This window comes from Litchfieldella qijiaojingensis (genome assembly GCF_014651875.1).
GTDB lineage: Bacteria > Pseudomonadota > Gammaproteobacteria > Pseudomonadales > Halomonadaceae > Litchfieldella > Litchfieldella qijiaojingensis.
This window is the reverse complement of sequence record NZ_BMXS01000012.1, coordinates 27,023-52,807: the sequence shown is the minus strand read 5'-3', so window position 1 is coordinate 52,807 and position 25,785 is coordinate 27,023. Positions and strand designations below refer to the sequence as shown.

Sequence of the window (25,785 nt, the reverse complement as noted above, 5' to 3'; positions counted from 1 at the left end):
TCAGCCATTGTCCTGTTGGGTGGCGAATTCTTGGTGCTGCTCGGCTTGCAGCAGACGGATGCGGCGGTTATCGGCGTTGAGCACCGTAAAACGCCAGGTCCCGAGATCGGCATACTCGCCGCGTTGCGGCAAGTGCCCGAAGCGCTGCATCACCAGGCCACCGACGGTGTCGAACTCGTCATCCGAAAACTCGGTGTCGAAGCGCTCGTTGAAATCCTCGATGGGGGTCAGGGCGCGAATGGCATAACTGCCGTTGCCTAGTTCGCGGATATCTTCTTCCTCGTCGATATCGTGTTCGTCCTCGATGTCACCAACGATCTGCTCGAGAATGTCCTCGATGGTGACGATGCCCGCGGTACCACCGTATTCGTCCACCACTATCGCCATGTGGTTGTGGGTATCGCGGAATTCCTTGAGCAGGCTGTTGAGGCGCTTGGACTCGGGGACGAACATCGCCGGGCGCAGGACGCTTCTCAATTCGAAGGAGGAGCGATTGGCTTGATCCCGACACAGTAGCGGCAGCAAATCCTTGACCAGAAGGATACCCAGCACCTCGTCGAGATTCTCGCCGACCACCGGGTAACGGGAGTGGCCGGTCTCAAGAATCACCGGCAGGTATTCTTCCGGTGGCTGGTCGACGGTAATGGCGGTCACTTGAGAGCGGGGAATCAGCACTTCGCGAACCTGTTGGTCGCTGATCTGCAGGGCTCCCTCGATGATAGTCAGGGCGTCCTGATCGAGGCGCAGGCGCGAGCCAGCTTCGCGCAGGAATTCGAGCAACTCGTCACGCGAGCTGGGTTCGTCGGTATCATTGGTGAAAGCGCTGAACAACTTCTCGAGCCAGGACTTATTGCCCTGGCTACTCGATCGGTCTTCGCTCATGCGTTGTGTCTCTTGTCCTCGGAATCAAGCGGATCGTGGGTCAGATAGGGGTCGGCAATATCGAAGCGGGCGAGAATCTCGCCTTCGAGTCGTTCCATGCGCTCAGCCTCAGTCTCTTCCATATGGTCGTAGCCCAACAAATGCAAGGTGCCGTGTACCACCATATGAGCGTAGTGAGCGATGAGCGACTTGTCCTGCTCGCGGGCTTCCCGTACGACCACTTCATGACAGATCACCAGGTCGCCCAACAGTGGCAATTCGATCCCCGCGGGAGCGTCGAAAGGGAATGACAGCACATTGGTGGGACGATCCTTGCCGCGATAGTCGCGATTCAATGCACGGCTTTCCACGGCATCGACAAAGCGCACGGTCAACTCGTTGCGCTCTTCGCCAGAGTGACAGGAGAGAACTGCACCGACCCAGCTTTCCAACTCGGCCTGGCTGGGGAGCGAGTCGCTGTCGACGGGGGTGGATATTGCCACTTGCCGATCGATGATAACCGGGGGAGGTTCATTCATGATGAGGACTCCTGGCCACTTGTGGATGTGTCCTGATCTTTGTCCTTGCCTTGATTGTGTTCCTGACCCTGGTCAGTGCCGTTGGCCTGCTGGCGGGCCAGTTGCTCGCGACGGAGTTGCTCGCGCTCCTGCTTGCGCGCGCGCTCGACGGCTTCTTCCTGAGCCTCGAAATGATCGTAGGCTTCGATGATGCGTTGTACCAGAGGATGGCGCACGACGTCTTTCGCGGCAAAGTGGGTCACCCCGATTCCCGGCGTGTCCTTGAGCACTTCCAGCACCTGGATCAAGCCGGAGTTCTGACCGCGCGGCAAGTCGACCTGGGTGATATCGCCGGTGATTATCGCGGTTGAGCCGAAACCGATACGCGTCAGGAACATCTTCATCTGCTCGCGGGTGGTGTTCTGACTCTCGTCGAGGATGATGAAGGAGTTGTTTAGGGTGCGACCACGCATGTAGGCGAGCGGTGCGATCTCGATGATCTGGCGCTCGATCAGTTTGCCGACCTGTTCGAAACCGATCATTTCGTAGAGCGCGTCATACAGTGGGCGCAGATAGGGATCGATCTTCTGGGCCAAGTCCCCAGGCAGGAAACCTAGCTTCTCTCCTGCCTCGACTGCCGGGCGGACCAGCAGGATACGCCGTACTTCCTGCTGATTGAGCGCCTCGACGGCGGCAGCAACGGCCAGATAGGTCTTGCCGGTGCCGGCCGGGCCGATACCGAAGTTGATGTCATGGGCACGAATGCTTTGGACATAACTCTGTTGGTTGAAGCCGCGAGGCTTGATCAGTGCCTTGGGGGTGCGCAGCAGCACCTCGCCTTCGTCATCCGAGCCTTCTTCTTCCTCTAATGCCTCGAGGCCTGATTCCTGCAGGAAAAGATGCACGGTATCGGGAGAAAGTTCGCTGGCTTCGGCCTCTCGATAGAGGTGTTCGATGACATTGGCAGCAGCCTTCACCCGTGTGCTGGGGCCAGCGACCTGAAAGGTGTTGCCGCGGTTACGCAGCGTCACGCCGAGCCGTGACTCGACTAGCTTGAGGTGTTCGTCGCGCTGGCCGCAGAGACTAGCCAGGCGCATGGGGTCATTGGGTTCGAGTGTCAGGGTGATGATGCGATTGGCCTGAGAACTGTTCTGGCTCAAGAGCAGAGGATCCATGCGTTGCAGTGAGATGAAGGGAGCTTACTGCCCCGAACCGGCTCGGGGCAATGCCGAAATCTGCAAGACCGTCCGTAGTCCGTTGACAGCATTCGAAATCAGTAGCGCTCCGGAGAGGCCAGTTCGCCCCGCAGGGAGTTGGGCAGTGCTTCGGTAATTTCCACATCGACGAAGTAGCCGATCAGCTCCGATGGGTTGGCTGCGCGGAAGTTGACGACGCGATTGTTCTCCGTGCGCCCGGAGAGCTGGCCTGGATCCTTGGGTGAAAACCCAGTGACCAGAATGCGCTCGGTATTCCCCACCATGCGCCGGCTGATCTGCATGGCCTGCTGATTGATACGCTCTTGCAGGATGGCCAGGCGATGCTTCTTGGTCGCTTCCGGGGTTTCATCCTCGAGACTGGCCGCCGGCGTACCGGGACGTGCCGAGTAGACGAAACTGAAGGAGACATCGAAGCCGATCCGGTGAATCAAATCCATGGTGGCCTCGAAGTCCTCTTCCGTTTCGCCAGGGAAGCCAACGATGAAGTCCGAGGAGAAGCTGATATCGGGGCGCAAGGCACGAATACGCTCCATCTTCTCGACGTACTCTTCCACCGTATGGCCGCGCTTCATGGCCGCCAGGATGCGGTCGGAGCCGGACTGCACCGGCAGGTGAAGGTGGCTGACCAGTTCGGGAATCTCGCCGTACGCCTCGATCAGGCTGTCGGAGAACTCCACCGGGTGCGATGTGGTGAAGCGGATACGGTCGATGCCCTCGACAGCCGCCACGCAACTGATCAGCTCAGCCAGGTCGATCTCGTCGCCGAGTTGGTTCAGCCCCCGGTAGGCGTTGACATTCTGGCCCAGCAGGTTGATTTCGCGCACGCCTTGGTCGGCAAGATGGATGACCTCGTCCATCACTGCCTCGAAGGGGCGCGACACCTCTTCACCGCGAGTGTAGGGCACCACGCAGAAGGTACAGTACTTGGAGCAGCCTTCCATGATCGAGACGAAGGACGTGGCCCCGTCCGACGATGGCTTGGGCAGGTGGTCGAATTTCTCGATCTCGGGGAAGGTGACGTCGACCACCGAGATCTGGTTCTGCTTGCGACTATCGAGCATGGCCGGCACCCGGTGCAGGGTCTGTGGGCCGAACACCATATCGACGTAGGGAGCACGCTTACGCAGTGCCTCGCCTTCCTGGCTGGCCACACAGCCGCCGACCCCGATCACCAACTCGGGGTTGGCTTCCTTGAGCTTCTTCCAGCGGCCGAGTTGGTGGAAGACCTTCTCTTGGGCTTTCTCGCGGATCGAGCAAGTGTTGAGCAGAATGACGTCGGCCTCTCGCTCGTCGTCGGTCAGCTCGAGCTGATGGGATTCGCCGAGCAGGTCCGCCATGCGGGCGGAGTCATACTCGTTCATCTGGCAGCCGTGGGTCTTGATGAAGAGTTTCTTCGCCATAAAAATACCGTCGTGACGCATGGTGCGCCCGACTTGTCACCAGTTTCCAGGAACGTTGAATGCGTGGCCAGGCGGCCGGGATCGGATCTGCTTTCCGATTATACGTATCCACTGCCATTGGGGCCAGCATCATGCCTCCCCGCGAGTGGGTCTATGGTATTCTTGCAGGCCTAGGTCGTGCACGCGATTGTACTCACGTTGCGTCGAAATTGGCGGACACGACCACAACGGGCCGCATCCGGCCTTGCTCCTCATGTCTTACTTAAATGACGTTTAGCACAGGGTCAATATGGCGTCCAAGCCCATTTATCGAGTGGTGTTTTACAACCAGGGCGAGATCTGGGAACTCTACGCGCGCGAGGTGTTCCAGAGCGATCTGTGGGGATTCATTGAAGTGGAAGCCTTCGTCTTCGAAGACGCTTCGAAGCTGGTGGTCGATCCGTCCACCGAAAAGTTGCGGCGGACCTTCGATGGGGTCAGTCGCAGCTACCTGCCCATGAATGCCATTATGCGCATCGATGAGGTGGATCGCGAAGGCACCCCCAAGGCTACCAAGGCCGAGGGGAAAGTGGCCGAGTTCCCGCGTCCCACGACGTGGCCGCCCCGTGACAACGGGTAGGTCAAAAAATAACCGATCTGTGGCTGTGTCAGGCGTCTCGCCGTTCGCCCTGGTCTTGCCGGTCGGTTTTCCCAAGACTTATCCACAGAAAGTGTGGATGAGGACGAGTCTCATCGCGTTACCTCGTACAGGAAGTGCGGGGGTCGCAAGTCGGGCGTGGGGCAGCGTTTTCAGAGCCCTTTCGACAGTCATCAAGACGGCAAAATTATGCGTAAATTCAATACTCTGATCGCAGGTGTGGTGCTGACGGCATGGGCTGTGCCTCTGATGGCACAGGACACGACGCAAGACGCGGATAACGACAGACGCTGGGTATCCGACGAGTTGACCACTTTTGTGCGCAGTGGGCCCACCGATGGGTATCGCATCGTCGGTACCCTTACCGCTGGCGAGCCAGTCACGGTGCTCGATAGCAGCGGTGACTACACCCAGGTGAGGGATGACGACGGAGATAGTGTTTGGGTCCTGTCCAGAGAACTGCAGGAGGAACCGAGCGCGAGGCAGCGCCTTCCTGAGCTGGAAGCTCAAGTCGAAGCATTGACGGCAGAGCTGGAGGGCATCAATGAAGAGTGGGAACGGCGTGTCGCGGTCATGACCGAGACCCTGGAGGCCCGCGAGCAGCGTATCGCTGAACTCGAAGCACGTAATCAGCAACTCGATAGTCAGGTCACCGAGACCCAGCAGTCGATGCGCGGTCTCCAGGCACGTCTTGATACGCAGGAAGAGGATCTGCTGCTGCGCTACTTCATGTATGGTGGAGGGGTCGCGGGTGCCGGCCTGATCCTGGGGCTGATCGTGCCCCACCTGCCGCGTCGTCGCAAAAAGCGAGACCGCTGGTTCTAAGAGAGCACATGAGCGAGAAGACAGAGGTGGTGAACGAGTGGCTGTCACGTTGGCGCGAGGGACGCATCGGCTTTCATCGCGATGCGCCCCATCCGGCGTTGCAACGTCATTGGGCACGACTCGGTGTGCCTTACGGAACCAAGGTCCTGGTGCCGCTTTGCGGCAAGAGCCTGGATATGCGCTGGCTCGCAGAGCGAGGGCATCCTGTGCTGGGGATCGAATTATCGCTGGAAGCGATCGATCAGTTCATCGCCGAAGGTCAGGGCGAGGTCTCGCGCTTTCACTTGGGGAGCTTCGATGTTTGCCGTCAGGGGAGCATTGAGCTCTGGCGTGGAGACTTCTTCCATTTCCACATTGACCAGGCAGCGGAAATCGGCGCTTTTTATGACCGCGCCGCCCTGATCGCCTTGCCCGAGGCGACGCGACAGCGCTATGCCTTTCATCTGGCCCAGTTGCTGCCCCCCGGGGCTCTTGGCTTGCTGATCAGCTTGGTGCGTGCACCGGGGGATGATCGGGGGCCTCCCTACACTGTTTGTGCCGATGAGGTTCGACAACTGTTCACGCCCAACTTCGAACTGACCCATCTCGAAGATAGTCAGCCCGAGGACAACGGCTGGCAGGAGAGCGTCTGGGCCATGGTAAGACGGGGCCCCGGCGTGTAATACAGCGACGAGCACCTGTGTCACGGGCGCTCGTCGCCAGTCCTTCAGCGAGCTAACAGGCGACCGAGTTCCGGGTCGCGGAAGGCGCGGTTCAAACCGTCACTCAGCAACTCGTTGACCATGTTCGTATTATCTTCGCGGTTGGGGCGTATCGCGTAGCTTTGCTCGCGGCGGGAGGTGTAAGTACCGGTGTAGGTGTAACCGTCGTTCTTGGCGACAGAGCGGAAAACGACTTCCAGTCGTGCATTACCCAACACGGGCTGGCTGTCACCACGCTCATAGCCCAGGCGAGTCAGAGTCAACGTCAGGCTGGGGCGTCCTTCGACGCTCTCGGTAGTGGGAGTGAAGCCCATCTGGCGTACGGCCTGCTCGGCCTGTGCCTGCAACTTGGGGATCAGGTCATGGGCATAGACGGTAATGGTCGCGGTCGACATGGCAGCACCGCTGCGGGTACCAAGTACCTCGGATTCACGTCCATCCACCACGTTGACGGTAACTTGTTGGCCACCGCCCGCTTGCGGAATGTCAGCGGTGACTTTCGGATTGGGCTGCAAGTAATGGGGGCTGGTACAAGCTGTGAGCAACAGCAGGGCCATGAGTAGCCACAGTCCTGACAACCAATGTCTTTGCATCCTGAACTCCCTATTGATGACGAGGTTTTGGTGCCGAGTATAAGCCGAGCGTGGCCTTCAGGCGATGGCCTCGGTAAGTCAGGGGTTGGAGACCTTGTGCGCCAGCTTCGCTAATTCCCCAGACCGTGCCTCTCATCTGATGCTTGCCATTTCCGACCTCCTCTCAGGATCCGGAATACGTTTGGCATATTTTGAATCCGTTTTTCTGATCCAAAAATACAGATAACTATATTTTATCTAATCTCATGCACCTCCTAAGGTTGGGTCATAACAACGCGCGACGAGGCTGTCGGCGAGAAGTGGTCGTTGTTCAACGGCCAAGATGTGCCCACTAGAAGGATCCATGCATGACAGTTGAAAAAATAGAAATAGATACGCTTGTCGTTGGCGCTGGTCAGGCCGGCGTGGCCATGAGCGAACATCTGAGCAACCATGGGGTCCCCCACCTTGTTTTGGAGCGCCATCGAATCGCCGAACGGTGGCGTTCGGAACGGTGGGATTCTCTGGTTGCCAATGGTCCGGCCTGGCACGATCGTTTCCCCGGTCTGGAGTTCGAGGATATCGACCCCGACGCCTTTGCCCCGAAAGAGCGGATTGCGGATTATTTCGAAGCCTATGCCAAGAAGTTCGATGCTCCCATCCGCACCGGCGTGGACGTGAAGAAGGTGGAACGTAATGTTGGCCGGCCAGGCTTCACTATTGAAACCTCTGAGGGCGTGATCGAGGCCAACCGTGTGGTTGCTGCAACTGGGCCTTTCCAGCGCCCTGTTATCCCACCGATCGCTCCTGAAGATGAGAAGATCACGCAGCTCCACTCTTCCGAATATCGCAATCCTGAGCAACTGCCCGAGGGTGCTGTCATGGTGGTTGGCGCCGGGTCGTCGGGGGTACAGATCGCGGATGAGCTACAGCGTGCCGGCAAGAAGGTTTACCTCTCGGTTGGACCGCACGATCGTCCTCCGCGCGCCTATCGCAACCGTGACTTCTGCTGGTGGCTGGGTGTTCTCGGAAAGTGGGATGCCGAGGCCATGAAGCCGGGCACTGAACATGTCACCATTGCAGTGAGCGGGGCTCATGGCGGCCAAACGGTTGATTTCCGGGGTCTTGCCAATCAGGGGATCACGCTCGTTGGTCGGACGAAAGCGTTCGATGATGGTTTGGTGACCTTCGAATCGGATCTTGCAGACAACCTTGCCCGCGGCGATGAGAACTATCTGTCGCTGCTGGATGCAGCTGATGCCTATATTGCCCGCAATGGCCTCGACCTTCCGGAAGAGCCTGAAGCCCGCCATATCCTCCCGGATCCGGAATGTGTGACCCATCCCATACTTGAGCTCGATCTGGCCGAGGCCGGCGTTACCTCGATCGTCTGGGCAACCGGCTTTGCGGTCGATTACAGCTGGCTGAATGTCAACGCCTTCGATGAAAATGGCAAGCCGCGGCATCAGCGCGGTGTTTCGAGCGAACCTGGTATCTATTTCGTGGGTCTGCCGTGGCTGTCGCGTCGTGGCTCCAGCTTCATCTGGGGTGTCTGGCACGATGCCAAGCATATTGCGGACCACATCGCCACGCAGCGCAAGTATCTTGCCTATCACGATGCTTCGCGACGCCGGGCAGAGGAGGCTGATCGAAACGATAGGCCTGACGGCGTACGCCCTTATTCGCACGTTCAAAACGTCAACACAGTGAGAATAAGTTGATGCCTACTCATACTCGAATCCGCATGTTCAATACCAAGGTGACGTATCCCAACCAGACCCTGGATAACGATCTCTGCCAGGCGGTGCGGGCCGGCAACACCATCTATGTGCGCGGTCAGGTTGGTACCGACTTCGAAGGCAACCTCGTCGGCCTGGGCGACCCGCGTGCCCAGGCCGAGCAGGCAATGAAGAACGTCAAGCAACTGCTTGAAGAGGCTGGTTCCGAGCTCAGCCATATCGTCAAGACCACCACCTACATCACCGATCCGCGCTTCCGCGAGCCTGTCTACCAAGAGGTGGGCAAGTGGCTCAAAGAAGTCTTTCCCATCTCTACCGGCCTGGTGGTGGCAGGTCTGGCCCAGCCCGAGTGGCTGATGGAGATCGACGTGATCGCCGTAGTGCCGGATGAGGAGGGAAGGGCATGACCTTTTCCATTGCAGGTATGTGTCGCGAGACTGGCCAGTTTGGCACCGCCATCAGCTCTTCCAGCATCTGTGTGGCCAGTCGCTGCCCTTTTATCGCTCCCGGGCATGGCGTTGTACTGACCCAGAACGTTACGAACCCCGCTCTTGGACAACGTGGTGTCGAGCTGCTTTGCCAGGGACTTGACGCCGAGTCGGTGCTGTCGAGGCTCATCGAGGAAGAGTCCTTCCCTGAATGGCGCCAGTTGCAGGTGCTGGATGCCAGGGGGCACAGCGCTTTACACAGTGGCGACAAAACCCTAGGTATCCATGCCGCTGTGCAAGGGCGTGACTGTGTCGCTGCCGGCAATATGCTGGCTGATGGCACAGTGATACATGCCATGATCGATGCCTTCGAAGCTCATTCCGGTGAGTTGGTCGAGCGACTGCTGGCGGCGTTGGAGGCGGCCTTGGTCAAGGGAGGCGAGATGGGACCGGTCCATTCGGCGGGGCTCAAGGTGACAGACAAGGTCAGTTGGCCGGTGGTTGATCTGAGAATTGACTGGCATATTGCCCCAATCCATGAACTGCGCATGCTGTGGGAAGCCTATCGTCCCCAGCGTGAGGCTTATGTGTGTCGAGCCCTCCAGCCCAGCGAGTCGCCCTCCTACGAGGTGCCCGGCGATAGCCGCTGAGCAGCTGGCATCACGGGTGGCCACGGCAAGGCTACCCTGGTTGTCCGTTCCTTTGACCATCCTGATCGGGAGGGGATATGTCCCAAACCGCATCTCCAGCGTGTGTCGAATTGCTGGCCCGGCTGGTGGCTTTCGATACCACCAGTCACCGATCCAATCTGCCGCTGATCCACTTCGTGCGGGACTACCTGGCCGAATACGGCGTCGAGGCCACCCTGGTTCATGATGTCAGCGGCGAGAAGGCCAACCTCTATGCCACCATCGGCCCGGCCGATCAAGCCGGTGTGATGCTTTCCGGCCATACTGATACCGTGCCGGTGACCGGCCAGATGTGGAACAGCGATCCCTATCATCTGACAGCCAAGGGGGAGCGCTTGTATGGCCGTGGTACTGCCGACATGAAGGGCTTCCTCGCTGTCGTGCTGGCCATGGTGCCAGCCATGGTCCAGGCTGATCTCTGTGTGCCCATCCACCTGGCCTTTTCCCATGATGAGGAAGTGGGCTGTCTGGGGGTGCGTAGCCTGATCGATACGATGAGGCAGTATCGCGTGCGTCCGGCGGCCTGTGTGGTGGGAGAGCCCACTTCGATGCGCTTGGCGACCGCCCACAAAGGCAAGATCGCAGGACGTATACAAGTGCGTGGCAAGGCCTGTCATTCCGGTATGGCCCCTGAAGGGGTCAATGCCATCCAGGCCGCGGCGCCACTTCTGTACTGGTTCGAGGAGACCGCTGCGCAAAAGGCCTCTCGGGGCCCATACGACAAGCGCTTTGCGATCCCCTTCACCACCCTGCAGATCGGCACGATCGAGGGAGGGACAGCGCTCAATATCGTGCCCGATGCGTGCCGATTCGACTTCGAGATACGCAATGTGCCGGAAGACGACCCCGAGGCTCTGTTGGCGATGCTGAGAGTTGAGGTGGATCGTCTCGACCGGTGCTTGAAACAGTATTCTCCCGACGCCGGTGCGACCTTGGAATACCTGGGTGACTATCCCGGGCTATCCATGGCGGAGGAGAGCGAACTGGTGGAGTTTGTCCTGGCACTATTGGATGACCCGCGCCGCGAACGCATCGGCTTTGGTACCGAAGCGGGTCTCTTTCAGCAGCGGCTTGGCATTCCCACCCTGGTATGTGGACCGGGTAGCATGGCCCAGGGCCATCAGCCCGATGAATATGTGACCCGTGACCAGTTGCTGCGCTGCGAGACGTTCCTGAGACGCTTGATCGCAGCTCTTGCGGACCCCGACGCAGTCCGGCGCTTGGAACTGGCCTGTGCGGAAAGTATTGACAACTTCCAACCTGCTTAGGGGAGGAAAGCTCGTGGATCTGGTCCAGCTACTGGTGCTGCAGGGCGGCCTACCGTCCCCACGCTGCTGAGCTGCACTCCATTTGCCACGGCTAACGCTTCGTGTGTCAGCCTTGGTATTCTCGAAAGGGTGCCGCTTGGGCGGCATTCCGCCCATATTATTGTCGAGCCGCGGTAGCCCTTACGATGCGACACTTCACCCTTAAGCAACTACGTTACTTCGTGGTGGCAGGCGACCTTTCCAGCGTTACCCAGGCTGCCAAGCAGCTGCATGTTTCCCAGCCTTCGATCTCTGCTGCCATTCAGCAGATCGAGGAGACGACCGGGTTACAGCTGTTCGTGCGCCACCATGCCCAGGGGCTGTCGCTGACCCCTGCCGGCAAGCAGTTACTGGTGCGTGCCAAGCAGCTGCTGCGCGATGCCGAGGGACTGGAGCGCTTCGCGGTCTCCCTCGGCGAGGAGATCGGCGGCGAGCTTCGCCTGGTGGCCTTTCCCACCTTCGCCCCAGTGTTCCTTCCGCAGCTGTTGCGCCGCTACACCGACCACTACCCGGCGGTGAGCCTGCACTGCGACGAGATGAACCAGGCAGATATCGTCCACGGGCTGGGCAAGGGAGACTACGAGCTGGCCTTCACCTATGACCTGCAGATTCCGGAGAGTGTCGATTTCACGCCTCTCTATCGCTTCCCGCCCTATGCGGTGGTCGCGTCCTCTCATCCCTTGGGGAAGCGCGACAGCATCCGTCTCGCGGAACTGGTGGAGTTCCCGATGGTGATGCTCGATTGGCCCCTGAGTCGCGAGTACTTCCTGTCGATCTTTTCCCACCAGGGATTGACTCCCGCCGTGGCTCACCGTGCCAAGTCGATGGACATGATCCGAGGCCTGGTGGCCAATGGCTTCGGTTTTTCACTGTTCAACACGCCACTCTCGGCGTTGGATGCCTTCGATGGCGGACGGCTCAAGGCGCTGCACTTGGAAGATGAAGCGCCGGCGCTCTCCATGGGTATCGCCTGCTTGCGTGGGCTGCGACTGAGTCCCGCCGCCGAGGTCATGCATCGACTGGCCTGTGACGCGGAAACCCTCGCGCCGACGTTGGCGGAATTGGCGCCTTTCCTAGCCGAACCGCCACCGCGGCTGCTCGACGAATCCTGAATTCAGCCTGCCCAAAGCAAGAAAGAATCGACGCTGAATCCGCGCCTTGTGGGGCGCGGTTTCGGTGTTTTCGCTTGTCTTCCTGGATAGAAAAAACTGAGGATGGAGTTCGCATAATAATATTTTAGCTAAGCAAGCCCCGCGACTATCGTGAGTTCATCACTCGAGATTCACGCCTCTGACGGTCTCGACATAACAACACCCTGACAAACGGAGTGACTCCCGATGGCTGCACACGATCTTTCCTACTGGCGTGACCTGCGTAATCGGCTGTCTTTGCCGGATGGTGCCTTCATCGATGGCCGCAGCGTCGCCTCGTCCGACGGTGGAACCCTCACCACTTGGAACCCGGCTACCGGTGAGGTCCTGGGCACGGTGGCGGCCTGTACCGCTGACGATGTGGACAACGCGGTGGCGGCAGCCCGCGCCAGCTTCGAGGCGGGTGTCTGGTCCCAGGCTGCGCCAGCCGAACGTAAGGCGGTATTGCAGCGCCTGGCGGCATTGATGCTGGAAAACCAGGAGGAGCTGGCGCTTCTGGAGAGCCTGGATACCGGCAAGCCCATTTCGGATGCCTATGGCATCGATATCCCCGGGGCGGCAGGTTGTTTCTCCTGGTATGCCGAGGCTACCGACAAGCTCTATGGCGAAGTAGCACCCACTGACGTTGACAACCTGGCCACCATTACTCGCGAGCCGGTCGGGGTGGTCGCCGCAGTGATTCCCTGGAACTTCCCGCTTGATATCACCGCCTGGAAACTGGCGCCAGCGCTGGCTGCCGGTAACAGCGTGATCCTCAAACCGGCTGAGCAATCGCCGCTGACCGCCCTGCGTCTGGCCGAGCTGGCCAAGCAAGCGGGGCTGCCTGATGGCGTTCTCAATGTGCTGCCTGGGCATGGCCATATCACTGGCCGTGCGCTAGGGCTGCACGTCGATGTGGATTGCCTCACCTTCACCGGCTCTACCGCTACCGGCAAGCGCTTCCTGGAGTATGCCTCCAGTTCCAACATGAAACAGGTGTGGCTGGAGTGCGGTGGCAAGAGCCCCAACTTGATCTTTTCCGATTGCGACCTGGATGCCGCGGCCGCGGCAGCGGTGCAAGGCATCTATTTCAACCAGGGCGAGGTGTGTTCCGCCAACTCGCGGATCCTGGTGCAGCGTGAGGTCAAGGAAGCCTTCGTGGCACGTTTCGTCGAGCAAGCCTCGCGGCTCAAGGTGGGCGACCCCCTGGATCCCGAGACCCGCGTCGGTGCCCTGATCGACAGCGACCACGCGAAACGGGTGCGTGGCTTCATCTCCCTGGGGTTGGAGGAAGGGGCCCGCCTGGCGATGGGGGAGGCACCGGCGGCGAATGCCGATGACGCCTTTGTCGCCCCGGTGCTTTTCGAGGGGGTGACTACCACCATGACCATCGCCCGCGAGGAGATCTTCGGGCCGGTGGCGGCACTGATCGAGTTTGCCGATGAGGAAGAGGCGGTGGCCATCGCCAACGACTCCATCTATGGCCTGGCCGCTTCGGTATGGACTCGCGACCTGTCGCGGGCCCACCGAATCTCACGACGCCTGCGAGCGGGCACTGTCTCGGTGAACACCGTCGACGCAATCGATTTCAGCACCCCCTTCGGCGGCTACAAGCAGTCTGGCTTCGGTCGTGACCTGTCGCTGCATGCCTTGGACAAGTTCACGCAGTTGAAGACCACGTGGATCCGCCTTTGAGGAAGCTCAAACAACCACATCACAACAACAATGAGGGTTAGGACAATGCAAGAGACACAGACGACGGTCGCCACCGCACCCGCTGCGGCGATCAGAAACGGTAAATCTCAAGGTGCCTTGGGCCTCAAGTCACTGATGGCCGTAGCGGTGGGCCTGGTGGTTTCCCAAGGGGTGATGGTAATCATGCTCCAGGGGGTAGGCATCGCCGGTGCCGCCTTCATCGTGCCGCTGACCATCGCCTGGGTACTGGCGCTCTGCTACGCGGCTTCCTTCTCCGAACTGGCGCTGATGATCCCCCGGGCCGGTAGCCTCAGTGCCTACACCGAGGTGGCCCTGGGACACTTCCCAGCCATTCTCTCGGTGTTTTCCGGCTATGTGGTGGTGGCCATGTTCGCGCTATCCGCAGAGCTGCTGCTGGTCAACTACCTGCTGGGGTTGCTCTATCCGAGCTTGGGCGGTACCCATTACCTGGCCTTCATCATTCTCGGTGTCTTCACCGGTCTCAATCTATTGGGTATCGATGTCTTCGCCAAGCTGCAGAATGTGCTGGCTTTTGTGATGGTGGTGGCTCTGACCTTGCTTGGTGTCAGCGCTATGACTGGCAGCTTCGCTCCCCATGCGGTGAGTGCCGGCCAACTGGTAGCCGACTTCAATCTTGGGGACGGCGCCTTCACCCTGATTGCCCTGGCCATCTGGGGTTATGTGGGAGTGGAATTCGTCTGTCCTCTGGTGACGGAGAGTCGCAACCCCGCACGCAATATTCCCCGCTCCATGTTCATTGGCCTGACGGTGATCTTCGCGGTCTTCCTGCTCTATTGCCTGGGGGCTCTCTTCTATATCCCCCGCGAGACGCTGATGAATGCCGAGCTACCGCATCTCGAGTATGCCACTGCCGCTTTCGGTGGCGCCGGCACCTTCCTGGTGGCGGTGGCGGCGGTTACCGCTACCTGCAGTACCCTCAACACCTCGCTCGCCTCGGTACCACGCATGCTGCAGGGTATGGCGGAGCAGGGACAGGTGTTCCCGATTCTCGGCCGTCTGACTTCGAAGAACCGGGTGCCTTGGGTGGCGGTGCTATTCATCGCCGGTGTCACCGGACTGCCGCTGCTGATCTGGGGCAACGACCCGGGCACCGTCGGTCTGCTGCTGGTGGCCGCCGCAATCGCCTGGCTGCTCGCCTACATCATTGCCCATGTCAATGTGATCGCGTTACGTCGCCGTTATCCCGACGCTTCGCGTGCTTACCGCACTCCCTTCTATCCGCTTCCCCAGATCTTCGGCATCGCCGGCATGGTTTACGCCATCGTCTACGCCTCGCCGGCACCGGAACTCACCGCCTGGATCTTCACTAGCGCGGGGGTGGTGCTGGGCATCGTCAGCCTGGTGGCCATCGTCTGGATCAAGCTGGTGATGAAAAAGCCGCTGTTCCGCCCCGAGCCGCTGGATGAGCTGGTGCCCGATGCTCCCAGCAAGACCAACGACTGACCCCGAGATTCGGCGTCGGGTCACTGGCCCGGCGCTATGAACAACAGCAAGAGCCCGAACGAACAGGAGTGACTCATGAATAGCCTCAACCCCAATGTGACCGCCGCCGACGCCGCCGAGAAGCAGAAAGTCTGGGAAGCCGATCGCGATCACTTCATGCACCCCTGGACCGACTTCTCCACCTTCAAGGAGACCGGTTCCATGGTCTTTACCGCAGCGGATGGGGTCTCCATCGAGGATGCCGACGGCAAGCGTTACCTGGACGGCATCGGTGGCCTGTGGTGCGTCAATATCGGCTATGGCCGCAAGGAGATTGCCGAGGCGGTGGCCGATCAGATCTGCGCCATTCCCTACTTCTCCACCTTCGGTCACCACACCACGCCGCCTGCGGCCAAGCTCGCCGCCAAGCTAGCGGATTTGGCGCCCGGCGATCTCAACCACGTGTTCTACGGTTGTGGTGGTTCGGTGGCCAACGATACCGCGGTACGCCTGATCCATTTCTACTTCAACCAACTGGGCAAGCCCACCAAGAAACAGATCATCTCGCGTATAGACGGTTATCACGGCAGTACCTATATGGCGATGTCGATAACAGGGGTCCAGTTCGACCATATCGGTTTCGATATCGACGAGAAGCTGGTGCACCATATCTCCTGTCCCAACCCTTACCGTCGCAATCCTGATTTGAGTGAGGAGGAGTTCTGTCGACAGAAGGTGGACGAGCTGGAGCAGAAGATCCTCGAGATCGGCCCAGATAACGTTGCCGCCTTCTTCGCCGAGCCGATCATGGGTGCCGGTGGGGTGATCGTACCGCCCAAGGGCTACCACCAGGCCACGTTGGAGGTGTGTCGCAAGTACGATGTGCTCTATGTCTCCGACGAGGTGGTCACGGCCTTCGGTCGCCTCGGCCATATGTTTGCCTCGCAAGACGAGTTCGGCATCGTGCCGGATATCATCACCTGCGCTAAAGGCCTGACATCCGGCTACCTGCCCCTGGGGGCCACGATCTTCTCCGATCGTATCTATGAAGTGATCAGCAAACCCCAGGCAGACGGCGCCATCTTCACCCACGGTTTCACTTACTCTGGCCACCCGGTGAGCTGTGCCGCCGGTCTCAAGAATATCGAGATCCTGGAGCGCGAAGGGGTTTGCGACCACGTCAAGGACGTCGGTGCTTATTTCGAGCAGCGTATCCGTGAGCTCGGCGAGCTTGAGCTGGTGGGTGATGTGCGTGGCCGCAAGTTCATGATGTGTCTCGAGAACGTCGCCGACAAGCGGACCAAGGCACTGCTGGATCCCAAGGCCAAGGTGGGTAACCGCATCGCCGACGCTTGCCAGAAGCGCGGCCTGATCGTGCGCCCTCTGGCACACATGAACATTCTTTCGCCGCCCCTGATCCTGACCCGCGAGCATGTCGATTTCATCGCCGAGACGCTTCGAGAAAGCATTCTCGAAGTCACCGAGACGCTGCGCGCGGAAGGTTTCCTGTAACGCTGAGATCGTTTTCCAGCCCCGCATGGACCAAGTGGTTTCCGGGGCATAACGTTCCTCGCCGAGTCCTGAGATGAACCAAAGAAGAGTCGGTGCCTGGCGCACTGGGCTCAGGGGCACTGTTGTCCCTGAATTGCTGGACGAGGCGGTTCGATAACAACGAATCGGAGGATTTATGGAATCGTGGACGTTTGTGGGGTTCTTCGTGGCCTCTGGCGTGACGCTATCGATGGCGGTGATCGCACTACTTGTGGACAAGACAAAGGAAAGGAGGGACTCGAATGCTTAATTGGACGCTACTGCTGGTGTCGGCTGCGGCCATGTTTCTGCTCTCGTGGCTGTCGATGCGGGCAGCGGGAGATAAAGACGAGTCAGGTTTTCTGGTTGCCAACAACTCGCTCGGGCCCTTCGTCGCTGCTGCCACTATCATCGCCACGGGCTACAGCGGCTTCGTCTTCATGGGCGCGCCTGGTGTCGCCTATCAATATGGCTCCTTCGAGCTTTACTCCAACACTTTCTATACCCCGGCATTCTTGATCGCCACCGTCTTCTTCGCCGGTTTCCTGAGACGCAAGGCACAACGAATGGGGAGTCGAACCATCTCGGAGTATATTGCCAACAGCCATTCCGATGGGGCGGCCGGGCGTTGGCTGCGTGCCATCTCCGCCATCATCATCGTGCTTCTGCTGAGTGTCTTCCTGGTGTCCCAGATTCGGGCAATCGGCCTGTTGATGTCAGGCTGGCTGGGTGTCTCGTCGTCCACCGCCGCACTGTTCATCACGTTGCTGGTCATCGGTTACACCATTTTCGGTGGGCTGCGGGCCGTGGCCTGGACCGATACGGTGATGATCATTGGCATGGTGATCGCATCCTGTGCGATCGGCTATGTGATTTTCGTGGAGGTCGGAGCCGCTGAGCTGATTTCTCGTCTCGACCTGATCGATCCAGAGCTTGCCAATCCTTCGACGGGGGCACCTTATGGCGGCAGTACACTGGCATCCTTCCTGGTGTTGCCCTACGCCTTCCTGTGGGCCGCAGCGTTGCCCTACATGTCGGTCAGATTCCTGGCCATCAAGAAGGACGTCAGTATGGCCAAGGTCGGGATATGGGTGGCTATCATGGGTTTGCTGCTCAATTTTACACCGCTGGCCGGTCTCTATGCGCGGGCCTACTTCCCGAATCTCGATACGCCGGATATGGCCATGCCGACCTTCATCGGGGATGCCTTCGGGCCGGTCATGGCCAGCATGATCACGCTGTTCATCCTCTTTGCGATGAAGTCCACGGCCAATTCCCTGATGCATACCATATCGACGGCCATCTCCTACGACATACGCCACGCTCTGGGGGTGAAAACAGGCTTCTTCAGTCGCATGAGCTTCAATCGTTTGATGGTAGTGCTCGTGGGGATCATGGCGTTCGTTACCATGGCCTATCTGCCCCCGGTGATGGTGTTGTGGCTGGGAGTGCTGGGTAACGGCACCCTGATGGCCTCATTGTTCGGGGTGTCGTTATGCTCGACCTTCTGGCAGGGCAACAGTGTCGGAGCGCTTACCTCCATCGCTGCAGGATTCTGTACCAGTGCCTATGCCTTGATGGCCACTGAAATGGGCTGGGTCCAGGGACCGTTGCTGGGTTGTCTGGCATCGGCGATCGCGTATTTCGCTGTTAGCTCTCTGACTCGCAAGTTCCCGATAGGAGGAAGTCGAGAGGCATTGGCGAACTAAACTAATTTGCCTATCCGGGAACAAGAAACGGGAGCCCATATGACCAAGGCAGCGATGACGGTAACGCCATCGCTGCCTTGGTTTTTTATGGAGAGAAGAAGATCAGCCGTTCAATGGTACCAGCCGAGGGGCGATCATGTTCTCGGGTCGCAGGATCTCGGCCAAGGTGTCGTCATCCAGCAGACCTTCCACGCGTACCAGCTCCAACACACCGCGTCCGCTATGCAACGCTTCCTTGGCGATACGGGTGGAATTCTCGTAACCGATATAGGGGTTGAGCGCCGTTACCAGGCCGATGGAGCGCTCGACCATTTCTTGGCAGTGGGCCTCGTTGGCGGAGATCCCCGTGATGCAGTGCTCGCGCAGCATGTCCATGGCGCGGGTCAGCAGGCGGATCGAGTCGAAGATCTTGTAGGCGATCAGCGGCTCCATGACGTTGAGCTGTAGCTGTCCTCCTTCAGCGGCCATGGTCAGTGCCAGGTCGTTACCGATGACCTCGAAGGCGACCTGATTGACGGCCTCGGGAATCACCGGGTTGACCTTGCCGGGCATGATCGAGCTGCCGGGCTGGCGCGCTGGCAGGTTGATCTCGTTGAAGCCGGTGCGCGGACCGCTGGACAGTAGGCGCAGGTCGTTACAGATCTTCGACAGCTTGACCGCCAGGCGCTTGAGCATTCCCGAGAACAGCACGAAGGCGCCCATGTCCGAGGTGGCCTCGATCAAGTCCTGTGCAGGAACCAGAGGGTGGCCACTGATGCTCGCCAGTCGCTCGACGGCCAAGCGCTGGTAGCGTGGGTCGGCGTTGATGCCAGTGCCGATGGCGGTACCGCCCAGGTTGACTTCGCACAGCAGCGCGGGCACCTGCTTGCCGAGATGGCCCAGGTCCTCGCTGAGGGTGTTGGCAAAAGCGTGGAACTCCTGGCCCAGGGTCATGGGCACGGCATCCTGCAGTTGAGTTCGGCCCATTTTCAACACCGTGGCAAACTCGTTGCCCTTGGCGCTGAAGGCGTGGCATAGGCTTTGCAAGCTGGTCAACAGCGCGTCATGGCCGAGCAGCAGGCCCAAGCGGATTGCCGTGGGGTAAGCGTCGTTGGTGGATTGCGCCATGTTGACGTCGTTGTTGGGGTGCAGGTGTCGATAGTCGCCCTTGGCATGCCCCATCAGTTCCAGGCCGAGGTTGGCGATCACTTCATTGGCGTTCATGTTGGTGGAGGTACCGGCACCGCCCTGGATCATGTCGACCACGAACTGGTCGTGATACTGGCCGTCGATCACCAACTGGCAGGCTTGGTTGATGGCCTTGAAGCGGGTCTCGTCCAGGTGGCCCAGGCGGTGGTTGGCCCCCGCGGCGGCCTGCTTGACCATGGCCAGGGCGATGACCAGCTTGGGGTAGTGCGATAGCGGCACGCCGCTGAGGTGGAAGTTGTGCACCGCCCGTAAGGTCTGAATGCCGTAGTAAGCTTCCGCAGGTACCGGCAGGGTGCCCAGCAGGTCCTTTTCCTCTCGCATGGGGAGGTCGAGTTCGGTAACGGAAGTGGCAACAGTCGTGGTGTTAGGCATGGCAAGTCTGAACGCTCTATGAGTGGCCTGATTACGGGGCGTCAACTTACTCTTGGCCCTGGTGCCTTGACCAATGCCATTGCCTTGTGTGCCATGCCGCCATGGCATAACGACTGCTGCGACGCTGGTTCAGATATCTCATTGGCTGGTATCGGCAGGAGAAGCCGTTGACAGGCGTCGCCGCACCGAGAGGCACCACAGGCCGAACAGTGGCCCTGGTAGCAACAGCCAGGCCAGCCAGGAACCGAGCCATTGCCATAACGGGATCAGCACCAGCAGAGAGAGCATCGAGACGGCGAAACCGATGGCGTTCTGTAGCGTCAAGGCGCTGCCGACGATGGTGGTTGGGCAGGCCGCAGCGGAGAGTGCCGAGAATTGTGGTGAGTCGACCACGGCCAGGGCGCTCCAGAGTGCGAGGAAAGCAATCAACAGTGGGGTGGGGAGCCAGGTCAACAGGGGATAGAGCGCACAGCAGGTTGCCGAACCGGCCAGTCCCAACTGGGCGACACGGCGGCTACTCAGGGATTGACTCAGCCAGCCACCCAGCCAACAGGCGGGGCCGCCGATCGCTATCAAGCCAAAGGCCCCAAGTGCGAGGGGCATGGTCGATAAGTCGGGTAGAGCGGTCAGCAGCATCAGCGGCAGCAGTGCCCAAAGTGTGTAGAGTTCCCACATATGGCCGAAGTAGGCACTGGCGGCACGTCGAAAGTCCTTGATGTGAAAGGCCTGGATGCCGATCAATCGCGAGGTTGCCGTCGCTGAGGCGTGTGATTTCGCTGCCTGCACGTCCGGCGCTTCGCCGAGCCGCCACACCAGGATTCCTGCCAGCAATGCGAGTCCCGAGGCTCCCAGGATGCCGATACGCCAGGACATTCCTGCCCCCGGCAACTCGCTGAACGCGCGCAAGCCATGCGGCAGTGCCGTGCCCAGAACCAGCATGCCAACCAGCAGCGCGAGTCCCAGGCCGGTTCGACCCGGTGTCCAGCCGACCATCAGTTTCATGCCCACTGGATAGATGCCGGCCAGGCACATGCCGGTGATCACACGCAACGTGACGGCACCCCATAACCCTCCGGCCCAAGGCAGCAGAGCGTTGGATAGTGCTCCCAGCAGACAGCAAGCGGCGAACAGTCGGCTGGCGTCGAGCCGGTCGGCGAGCCCTTGGAGCCCGATGGTCAGGGTACCGAGCAGGAAGCCGCCCTGGACGGCACCGGTCAGCCAACCGAGGTCCGCGGTTCGTAGCGACCACAGGACTTGCAGGTCGTGGAGCACGGCATTGGGAGTAAACCACAGGGCGGTACCGAACAGTTCGGCGATAGCGATGATCAGAGGCGGCATGAATGCCTCGCTGTGCTCATGAAAAAGGCCCGGCTGCGCCGGGCCGGGGAGTGTGTCGAGGGGATCAGAGTCCCATCGCGGACGATGTCGAGCGACGTGGGTCGGCGCCGCCATAGTACATACCGTCACCAATCATGATCGATTGGGCGGCACCCATGGCTTCCTGTTGGCTGACGGTATGACCCATGGCCTCGAGCAAGGCGATGGTGTCTGGACTGATGCCTTCCTCGATACGCAGTTCGTCTGGCAGCCACTGATGGTGAACCCGGGGCACGCTGACCGCCGATTGGATGTTCATGCCGTGGTCGATGACGTTCATCAGCACCTGCAGCGTGGTGGTGATGATACGTGAGCCGCCAGGACTCCCGGTGATCAGGAAGTTCTTGCCGTCGCGCTTGACGATGGTTGGGGTCATCGACGACAGCATGCGCTTGCCGGGTTCGACCTTGTTGGCCTCGCCACCAATCAGACCGTAGGCGTTGGGCACGCCGGGCTTGGCGGAGAAGTCGTCCATCTCGTTGTTGAGCAGGAAACCGGCGCCATCGACGACGATACCCGAGCCATAACTGAAGTTGATGGTGTAGGTATTGGAGACCGCCAGGCCATTGTCGTCGGCGATCGAGAAGTGGGTCGTTTCGCTGGATTCATAAGGCAGCGGGTTGCCCGGCGCGATGGTATCGCTGGGCGTGGCCATCTCCGGGTCGATACCGGCACGTAGCTCGGCAGCATATTCCTTGGAGGTGATGCCGGAAAGCGGCACGTCGACGAAGTCGGTGTCGCCGAGATACTCGGAGCGGTCGGCATAGGCGCGTTTCATGGCCTCGGCCATGAGATGCAGGGTCTGGGCCGAATTGAAGCCCATGGCGCCGATATCGTACTCCTCGAGGATGTTGAGCATCTGCACGATATGTGCTCCTCCCGAGGAAGGCGGACTCATGGCGTAGATATCGTAGCCGCGATAGGTGCCATGGCTCGGTTCGCGAATCACCGGTTGATAACCGGCAAGGTCTTCAAGGGTCATCAGGCCGTCGTGGCGCTCCATCTCGGCGGCAATCAATTCGGCGGTTTCCCCCTCATAGAATTCCCGCGCGCCATGCTCGGCAATGCGCTTGAGCGTCGCGGCCAAGTCCGGTTGGCGGAAGATCTCGCCCACTTCGTAGAGGCTACCGTCTTCCTTGAAGAACACCTTGCGGGTCGACTCCCACTTCTCCAGGCGCTCGCGGGTATCACGAATGCCCGCGACGAAGCGTGGCGGAACCGCGAAGCCATTCTCGGCCAGGCGAATGGCAGGTTCCAGGGCTTCGGCCAACGTCAGGGTGCCGTATTCTTCCAGCGCCAGGGCCAGGCCAGCTACCGTTCCGGGAACGCCGGACGCGTTATGGGTATAGCGCGAGAGCTCGGAGACGGCCTCGCCGTCCTCATCCTGAAACATGGTTTCGAAGGCCGCAGCGGGGGCGGTTTCACGATAGTCGATGGCGATCACCTCACCGCTGTTCTCGTCGGAGATCAGCATGAAGCCGCCACCGCCGATATTTCCCGAGCGTGGTTGGGTCACTGCCAGGGCGAAGCCGGCGGTCACGGCGGCGTCCACGGCATTGCCACCGGCGGCCAGCACGTCATGGGCCACTTGCGAAGCCAGGAAGTGGCTGGTGGCAACCATACCCTCGGAGCTTTCCTGGGGATGGAAACGCTCACCTTCGAGAATCGCCGGCTGGGCCGCAACGCCACCGGCTATCGTGCTCAGCAACAGGGACGATGCGAAGAGGAGAGGTTTGACGAGCCCGTGGATAGTCGTTGTCATGACCGGATCCTTGGTATTGGAGAAGAGGTTAGCGAACGCCTATCATGCCGGCGAGTCGCGATGACGAGCCAGGCGCGAGTCGGCGACCGGTTCCTGTTAGAATAGCCATCTTTCTCAATTCGTCATTCGATAATGGACTCGCTCATGTCCGACCAGCGTCCCGATTTCAAGATAGCCCCTTCGATCCTGTCCGCCGATTTCGCCCGCCTCGGAGAAGAGGTCGACAATGTGCTGGCCTCTGGTGCCGATATCGTGCACTTCGATGTCATGGACAACCATTATGTACCCAACCTGACCATCGGCCCGATGGTTTGCGAGGCGTTGCGCAAGTATGGCATCACCGCCCCTATCGACGTGCACTTGATGGTCAAGCCGGTGGATCGCATCATCGGCGATTTCATCGAGGCTGGGGCCACCTACATTACTTTCCATCCGGAAGCGTCCGAACATATCGATCGCTCTTTGCAGCTCATTCGCGACGGTGGCTGCCGCTCGGGACTGGTATTCAATCCGGCGACTCCCTTGTCGTTTCTCGACCATGTGATGGACAAGGTCGACATGATCCTGTTGATGAGCGTCAACCCAGGGTTCGGTGGCCAGTCGTTCCTGCCGGGCACGCTCGACAAGCTTCGCGAGGCCAGAAGGCGCATCGAGGCCAGCGGTCGTGACATCCGGCTGGAGATCGATGGAGGGGTCAAGATCGATAACATTCGTGAGATCGCGCGTGCCGGTGCCGATACCTTCGTCGCTGGGTCCGCGGTGTTCAAAGCCGCCAGCGAAACCGACCCGCATCGCTACGACAGCGTGATCCAAGCGTTTCGCGACGAGCTGGCCAAGGCCTGAGGCAATGGAGGGCAACGGCAGCGAAGACGATGTCGTGGCAAGAGCCGGCGGTGAGCCGGTCTGGTATCTCTATATCATCGAGACCGCTGCCGGTACGCTATATACCGGGATAACCACCGACGTCGAGCGACGCCTGCGCGAGCATAGCCGAGGGCTCGGCGCCAAGGCGCTACGTGGCAAAGGTCCCTTGCGGCTAGTCTATCGACAAACGGTGGGAAGGCATGGCGAGGCATTACGCCTCGAGGCCAGGGTCAAGCGTCTATCGGCGGCTCGCAAGCGTCTTTGGGTTGCACAGGGCGGGGACTAGGGCCGCTTCTGACCAAGTGTCATGGCGACGAGGGGCAACCGCTACAGACCAGCGGTGTCGAGGAAGTTGCCGGGCGCTGAAATGTTTTAGTGCGATAAACATGCACAAAGGCCGCCGAGAAGACTCGGCGGCCTTTGTCGTTAGCGGCTATCTTTACTCCGTGGATGAGGATGTCGGTTGAGTAACACACTGGCACATCAGGAGAGAACAATGAAAAACAAACTATTCGCCGCAGGGCTTGCTGCCGGCTCGGTGGCCTTCACGTCGGCTTATGCACAGACCGACGATACCTTGGAGAAGCTAGGCGGCTTCCAGATCACAGGAGAGGCGGAGTTCACCACTATCGACCAGAACAGTCCCAGTGCGGATGCCGTCCGCAAGACACTGGAGCGAATTCAGCTGCCGGATGGCTTCAAGATCGATCTCTATGCACTGGTACCGGATGCTCGTCACATGGCGGTAGGCCCTCAGGGAGTCGTCACCTTTGTCGGTACTCGCAAGACTGAGGTATGGGCCGTTACCGATCGTGATAAGGACCGGGTGGCCGACGAGGTCAAGAACTTCGTCCCACCGCTAGACAAGGCGATCCCCAATGGTCCCTGCTTCTCTCCGGAGGGCGTTCTCTATATCGCCGAGCAGAATCGCGTCCTTGCCTATCCGGCTGCGGAATTCTTCTATGAAAGTCCGGATGTGGTCGCCGTGCCCGTCATCCCGGGCGGTGAACTCATCCCTGAGGAGTTCGTCAGTTACAATCATACCGCGCGGGTATGTGACATCGGGCCCGATGGCAAGCTTTACATATCGCTGGGTCAGCCATACAACGTGCCGCCAAAGGAGCATCTCGATGTCTTTGCCGAGCATGGCATCGGTGGAATCATCCGGGTCAACCAGGATGGCAGCAATAGGGAAGTCTACACCTATGGCGTGCGCAATTCGGTGGGACAGGATTTCCATCCGACGACGGGAGAGTTGTGGTTCACCGACAATCAGGTCGACGGCATGGGAGACGATATCCCTCCCGGGGAAATTAACCGCCAAACCCAGCCGGGACAGAATTTCGGTTTCCCCTGGTATGGTGGCGGTGACGTCCGCACCAACGAGTACAAGAATGAGGAGGTGCCCGAGGACGTCATCTTTCCTGTGGTCGAGACCGCCGCGCATGCCGCTGATCTCGGCATGATGTTCTATACGGGCAGGATGTTCCCCGAACAATACCGAGGCGGTATCTTTTCCGCTCAGCATGGCTCCTGGAATCGTACCGAGCCCATCGGCGCTCGGGTGATGTTCACGCCCGTCGACGCGGAAGGCAACGTGACCGGTCCCACCGTGCCGTTCGCCGAAGGCTGGCTGGATGAAAACGGCGAATATTTTGGTCGGCCGGTCGATGTGGCCCAGCTTCGCGACGGGTCGCTCCTGGTGTCTGACGACCTCACGGGGGCCATCTATCGCATTTCCTATGCGAACCCGTCGCTGAATGAATGAGAGCCGTAATGGAGACGCGCCTGGCCGGTCGG

At 59.9% G+C, this 25,785-nt stretch carries 23 protein-coding genes; 15 read left to right on the top strand and 8 right to left on the bottom strand.

Annotated features, from left to right (window positions below; genetic code table 11):
• The 4 genes from IE093_RS12400 to miaB all read right to left on the bottom strand — a co-directional run bounded on the left by IE093_RS12400 (position 1) and on the right by miaB (position 3,996).
• Positions 1-882 carry an HlyC/CorC family transporter gene (locus tag IE093_RS12400; protein ID WP_189469643.1) on the bottom strand — a complete coding sequence of 294 codons (882 nt, stop codon included), beginning with the start codon at positions 880-882 and terminating at the stop codon, positions 1-3.
• On the bottom strand, positions 879-1,400 hold the full coding sequence (ybeY, locus tag IE093_RS12395; RefSeq protein WP_189469641.1) for an rRNA maturation RNase YbeY: 522 nt from the start codon (positions 1,398-1,400) through the stop codon (positions 879-881). The genes IE093_RS12400 and ybeY overlap by 4 nt, the downstream gene beginning before the upstream one ends.
• Complete coding sequence (locus IE093_RS12390; protein WP_189469639.1) at positions 1,397-2,539, bottom strand: PhoH family protein; 1,143 nt, start codon at positions 2,537-2,539, stop codon at positions 1,397-1,399. The genes ybeY and IE093_RS12390 overlap by 4 nt, the downstream gene beginning before the upstream one ends.
• A gap of 113 nt (positions 2,540-2,652) precedes the next feature.
• Positions 2,653-3,996, bottom strand: coding sequence for a tRNA (N6-isopentenyl adenosine(37)-C2)-methylthiotransferase MiaB (miaB, locus tag IE093_RS12385; RefSeq protein WP_189469637.1), 1,344 nt, complete (start codon positions 3,994-3,996; stop codon positions 2,653-2,655).
• Positions 3,997-4,285: 289 nt separating this feature from the next.
• Here miaB and IE093_RS12380 point away from each other — a divergent pair, with 289 nt between their 5' ends.
• From IE093_RS12380 to IE093_RS12370, 3 genes are all read left to right on the top strand, one after another.
• On the top strand, positions 4,286-4,615 hold the full coding sequence (locus tag IE093_RS12380; protein ID WP_189469635.1) for a DUF1820 family protein: 330 nt from the start codon (positions 4,286-4,288) through the stop codon (positions 4,613-4,615).
• A 207-nt stretch (positions 4,616-4,822) separates the two neighbouring features.
• A complete protein-coding gene (locus IE093_RS12375; protein ID WP_189469633.1) occupies positions 4,823-5,458 on the top strand; it encodes a TIGR04211 family SH3 domain-containing protein in 636 nt (211 codons plus the stop codon).
• A 26-nt stretch (positions 5,459-5,484) separates the two neighbouring features.
• Positions 5,485-6,120: a class I SAM-dependent methyltransferase gene (locus IE093_RS12370; RefSeq protein ID WP_189469808.1), complete on the top strand. Its 636-nt coding sequence runs from the start codon at positions 5,485-5,487 to the stop codon at positions 6,118-6,120.
• A gap of 44 nt (positions 6,121-6,164) precedes the next feature.
• Here IE093_RS12370 and IE093_RS12365 read toward each other — a convergent pair whose 3' ends face one another.
• A complete protein-coding gene (locus IE093_RS12365; RefSeq protein ID WP_189469631.1) occupies positions 6,165-6,752 on the bottom strand; it encodes a YajG family lipoprotein in 588 nt (195 codons plus the stop codon).
• A 347-nt stretch (positions 6,753-7,099) separates the two neighbouring features.
• On the opposite strand from IE093_RS12365, the gene IE093_RS12360 reads away from it, so the two are divergent.
• From IE093_RS12360 to IE093_RS12320, 9 genes are all read left to right on the top strand, one after another.
• Positions 7,100-8,452, top strand: a complete 1,353-nt coding sequence (locus tag IE093_RS12360) for a flavin-containing monooxygenase (protein ID WP_189469629.1) — start codon at positions 7,100-7,102, stop codon at positions 8,450-8,452.
• A gap of 23 nt (positions 8,453-8,475) precedes the next feature.
• Entirely contained in the window at positions 8,476-8,877 is a 402-nt protein-coding gene (locus IE093_RS12355; RefSeq protein WP_229803529.1) for a RidA family protein, read from the top strand.
• On the top strand, positions 8,874-9,548 hold the full coding sequence (locus IE093_RS12350; RefSeq protein WP_189469625.1) for a DUF1028 domain-containing protein: 675 nt from the start codon (positions 8,874-8,876) through the stop codon (positions 9,546-9,548). The genes IE093_RS12355 and IE093_RS12350 overlap by 4 nt, the downstream gene beginning before the upstream one ends.
• 77 nt (positions 9,549-9,625) lie before the next feature.
• Positions 9,626-10,855, top strand: coding sequence for an acetylornithine deacetylase (gene argE, locus IE093_RS12345; protein ID WP_189469623.1), 1,230 nt, complete (start codon positions 9,626-9,628; stop codon positions 10,853-10,855).
• Between the two features lie 185 nt (positions 10,856-11,040).
• Positions 11,041-12,006: a LysR family transcriptional regulator gene (locus IE093_RS12340; protein ID WP_189469621.1), complete on the top strand. Its 966-nt coding sequence runs from the start codon at positions 11,041-11,043 to the stop codon at positions 12,004-12,006.
• 225 nt (positions 12,007-12,231) lie between these two features.
• Positions 12,232-13,719 carry an aldehyde dehydrogenase gene (locus tag IE093_RS12335; RefSeq protein ID WP_189469619.1) on the top strand — a complete coding sequence of 496 codons (1,488 nt, stop codon included), beginning with the start codon at positions 12,232-12,234 and terminating at the stop codon, positions 13,717-13,719.
• A gap of 45 nt (positions 13,720-13,764) precedes the next feature.
• Positions 13,765-15,204 (top strand): APC family permease, encoded by a 1,440-nt coding sequence (locus IE093_RS12330; RefSeq protein ID WP_189469617.1) that lies wholly within the window; start codon positions 13,765-13,767, stop codon positions 15,202-15,204.
• A gap of 75 nt (positions 15,205-15,279) precedes the next feature.
• Positions 15,280-16,695: an aminotransferase gene (locus IE093_RS12325; RefSeq protein ID WP_189469615.1), complete on the top strand. Its 1,416-nt coding sequence runs from the start codon at positions 15,280-15,282 to the stop codon at positions 16,693-16,695.
• A 281-nt stretch (positions 16,696-16,976) separates the two neighbouring features.
• The gene (locus IE093_RS12320; RefSeq protein ID WP_189469614.1) at positions 16,977-18,422 is read left to right on the top strand and encodes a sodium:solute symporter family protein; all 1,446 of its coding nucleotides are present in this window, start codon (positions 16,977-16,979) and stop codon (positions 18,420-18,422) included.
• Positions 18,423-18,524: 102 nt separating this feature from the next.
• Here the strand turns inward: IE093_RS12320 and IE093_RS12315 are convergent, their stop codons facing one another.
• From IE093_RS12315 to ggt, 3 genes are all read right to left on the bottom strand, one after another.
• A complete protein-coding gene (locus IE093_RS12315) occupies positions 18,525-19,982 on the bottom strand; it encodes an aspartate ammonia-lyase (RefSeq protein WP_229803527.1) in 1,458 nt (485 codons plus the stop codon).
• A gap of 138 nt (positions 19,983-20,120) precedes the next feature.
• A complete protein-coding gene (locus IE093_RS12310; protein WP_189469611.1) occupies positions 20,121-21,320 on the bottom strand; it encodes an MFS transporter in 1,200 nt (399 codons plus the stop codon).
• 64 nt (positions 21,321-21,384) lie between these two features.
• Positions 21,385-23,121 carry a gamma-glutamyltransferase gene (ggt, locus tag IE093_RS12305; RefSeq protein ID WP_189469608.1) on the bottom strand — a complete coding sequence of 579 codons (1,737 nt, stop codon included), beginning with the start codon at positions 23,119-23,121 and terminating at the stop codon, positions 21,385-21,387.
• Positions 23,122-23,265: 144 nt separating this feature from the next.
• Here ggt and rpe point away from each other — a divergent pair, with 144 nt between their 5' ends.
• The 3 genes from rpe (at position 23,266) to IE093_RS12290 (ending at position 25,753) form a co-directional block, all read left to right on the top strand.
• The gene (gene rpe / locus IE093_RS12300) at positions 23,266-23,964 is read left to right on the top strand and encodes a ribulose-phosphate 3-epimerase (protein ID WP_189469605.1); all 699 of its coding nucleotides are present in this window, start codon (positions 23,266-23,268) and stop codon (positions 23,962-23,964) included.
• A 4-nt stretch (positions 23,965-23,968) separates the two neighbouring features.
• Positions 23,969-24,271, top strand: coding sequence for a GIY-YIG nuclease family protein (locus IE093_RS12295; RefSeq protein WP_189469603.1), 303 nt, complete (start codon positions 23,969-23,971; stop codon positions 24,269-24,271).
• A 210-nt stretch (positions 24,272-24,481) separates the two neighbouring features.
• Positions 24,482-25,753 (top strand): PQQ-dependent sugar dehydrogenase, encoded by a 1,272-nt coding sequence (locus IE093_RS12290; protein ID WP_189469602.1) that lies wholly within the window; start codon positions 24,482-24,484, stop codon positions 25,751-25,753.
• The last annotated feature ends 32 nt before the right edge of the window (positions 25,754-25,785 follow it).

Bases quoted from the DNA above. Each gene is read 5' to 3' on its own strand.
- IE093_RS12400 (WP_189469643.1), bottom strand. From the start codon at position 882: ATGAGCGAAGACCGATCGAGTAGCCAGGGCAATAAGTCCTGGCTCGAG.
- ybeY (WP_189469641.1), bottom strand. From the start codon at position 1,400: ATGAATGAACCTCCCCCGGTTATCATCGATCGGCAAGTGGCAATATCC.
- miaB (WP_189469637.1), bottom strand. From the start codon at position 3,996: ATGGCGAAGAAACTCTTCATCAAGACCCACGGCTGCCAGATGAACGAG.
- IE093_RS12380 (WP_189469635.1), top strand. From the start codon at position 4,286: ATGGCGTCCAAGCCCATTTATCGAGTGGTGTTTTACAACCAGGGCGAG.
- IE093_RS12375 (WP_189469633.1), top strand. From the start codon at position 4,823: ATGCGTAAATTCAATACTCTGATCGCAGGTGTGGTGCTGACGGCATGG.
- IE093_RS12365 (WP_189469631.1), bottom strand. From the start codon at position 6,752: ATGCAAAGACATTGGTTGTCAGGACTGTGGCTACTCATGGCCCTGCTG.
- IE093_RS12360 (WP_189469629.1), top strand. From the start codon at position 7,100: ATGACAGTTGAAAAAATAGAAATAGATACGCTTGTCGTTGGCGCTGGT.
- IE093_RS12355 (WP_229803529.1), top strand. From the start codon at position 8,476: ATGTTCAATACCAAGGTGACGTATCCCAACCAGACCCTGGATAACGAT.
- IE093_RS12350 (WP_189469625.1), top strand. From the start codon at position 8,874: ATGACCTTTTCCATTGCAGGTATGTGTCGCGAGACTGGCCAGTTTGGC.
- argE (WP_189469623.1), top strand. From the start codon at position 9,626: ATGTCCCAAACCGCATCTCCAGCGTGTGTCGAATTGCTGGCCCGGCTG.
- IE093_RS12340 (WP_189469621.1), top strand. From the start codon at position 11,041: ATGCGACACTTCACCCTTAAGCAACTACGTTACTTCGTGGTGGCAGGC.
- IE093_RS12335 (WP_189469619.1), top strand. From the start codon at position 12,232: ATGGCTGCACACGATCTTTCCTACTGGCGTGACCTGCGTAATCGGCTG.
- IE093_RS12330 (WP_189469617.1), top strand. From the start codon at position 13,765: ATGCAAGAGACACAGACGACGGTCGCCACCGCACCCGCTGCGGCGATC.
- IE093_RS12325 (WP_189469615.1), top strand. From the start codon at position 15,280: ATGAATAGCCTCAACCCCAATGTGACCGCCGCCGACGCCGCCGAGAAG.
- IE093_RS12320 (WP_189469614.1), top strand. From the start codon at position 16,977: ATGCTTAATTGGACGCTACTGCTGGTGTCGGCTGCGGCCATGTTTCTG.
- IE093_RS12315 (WP_229803527.1), bottom strand. From the start codon at position 19,982: ATGCCTAACACCACGACTGTTGCCACTTCCGTTACCGAACTCGACCTC.
- IE093_RS12310 (WP_189469611.1), bottom strand. From the start codon at position 21,320: ATGCCGCCTCTGATCATCGCTATCGCCGAACTGTTCGGTACCGCCCTG.
- ggt (WP_189469608.1), bottom strand. From the start codon at position 23,121: ATGACAACGACTATCCACGGGCTCGTCAAACCTCTCCTCTTCGCATCG.
- rpe (WP_189469605.1), top strand. From the start codon at position 23,266: ATGTCCGACCAGCGTCCCGATTTCAAGATAGCCCCTTCGATCCTGTCC.
- IE093_RS12295 (WP_189469603.1), top strand. From the start codon at position 23,969: ATGGAGGGCAACGGCAGCGAAGACGATGTCGTGGCAAGAGCCGGCGGT.
- IE093_RS12290 (WP_189469602.1), top strand. From the start codon at position 24,482: ATGAAAAACAAACTATTCGCCGCAGGGCTTGCTGCCGGCTCGGTGGCC.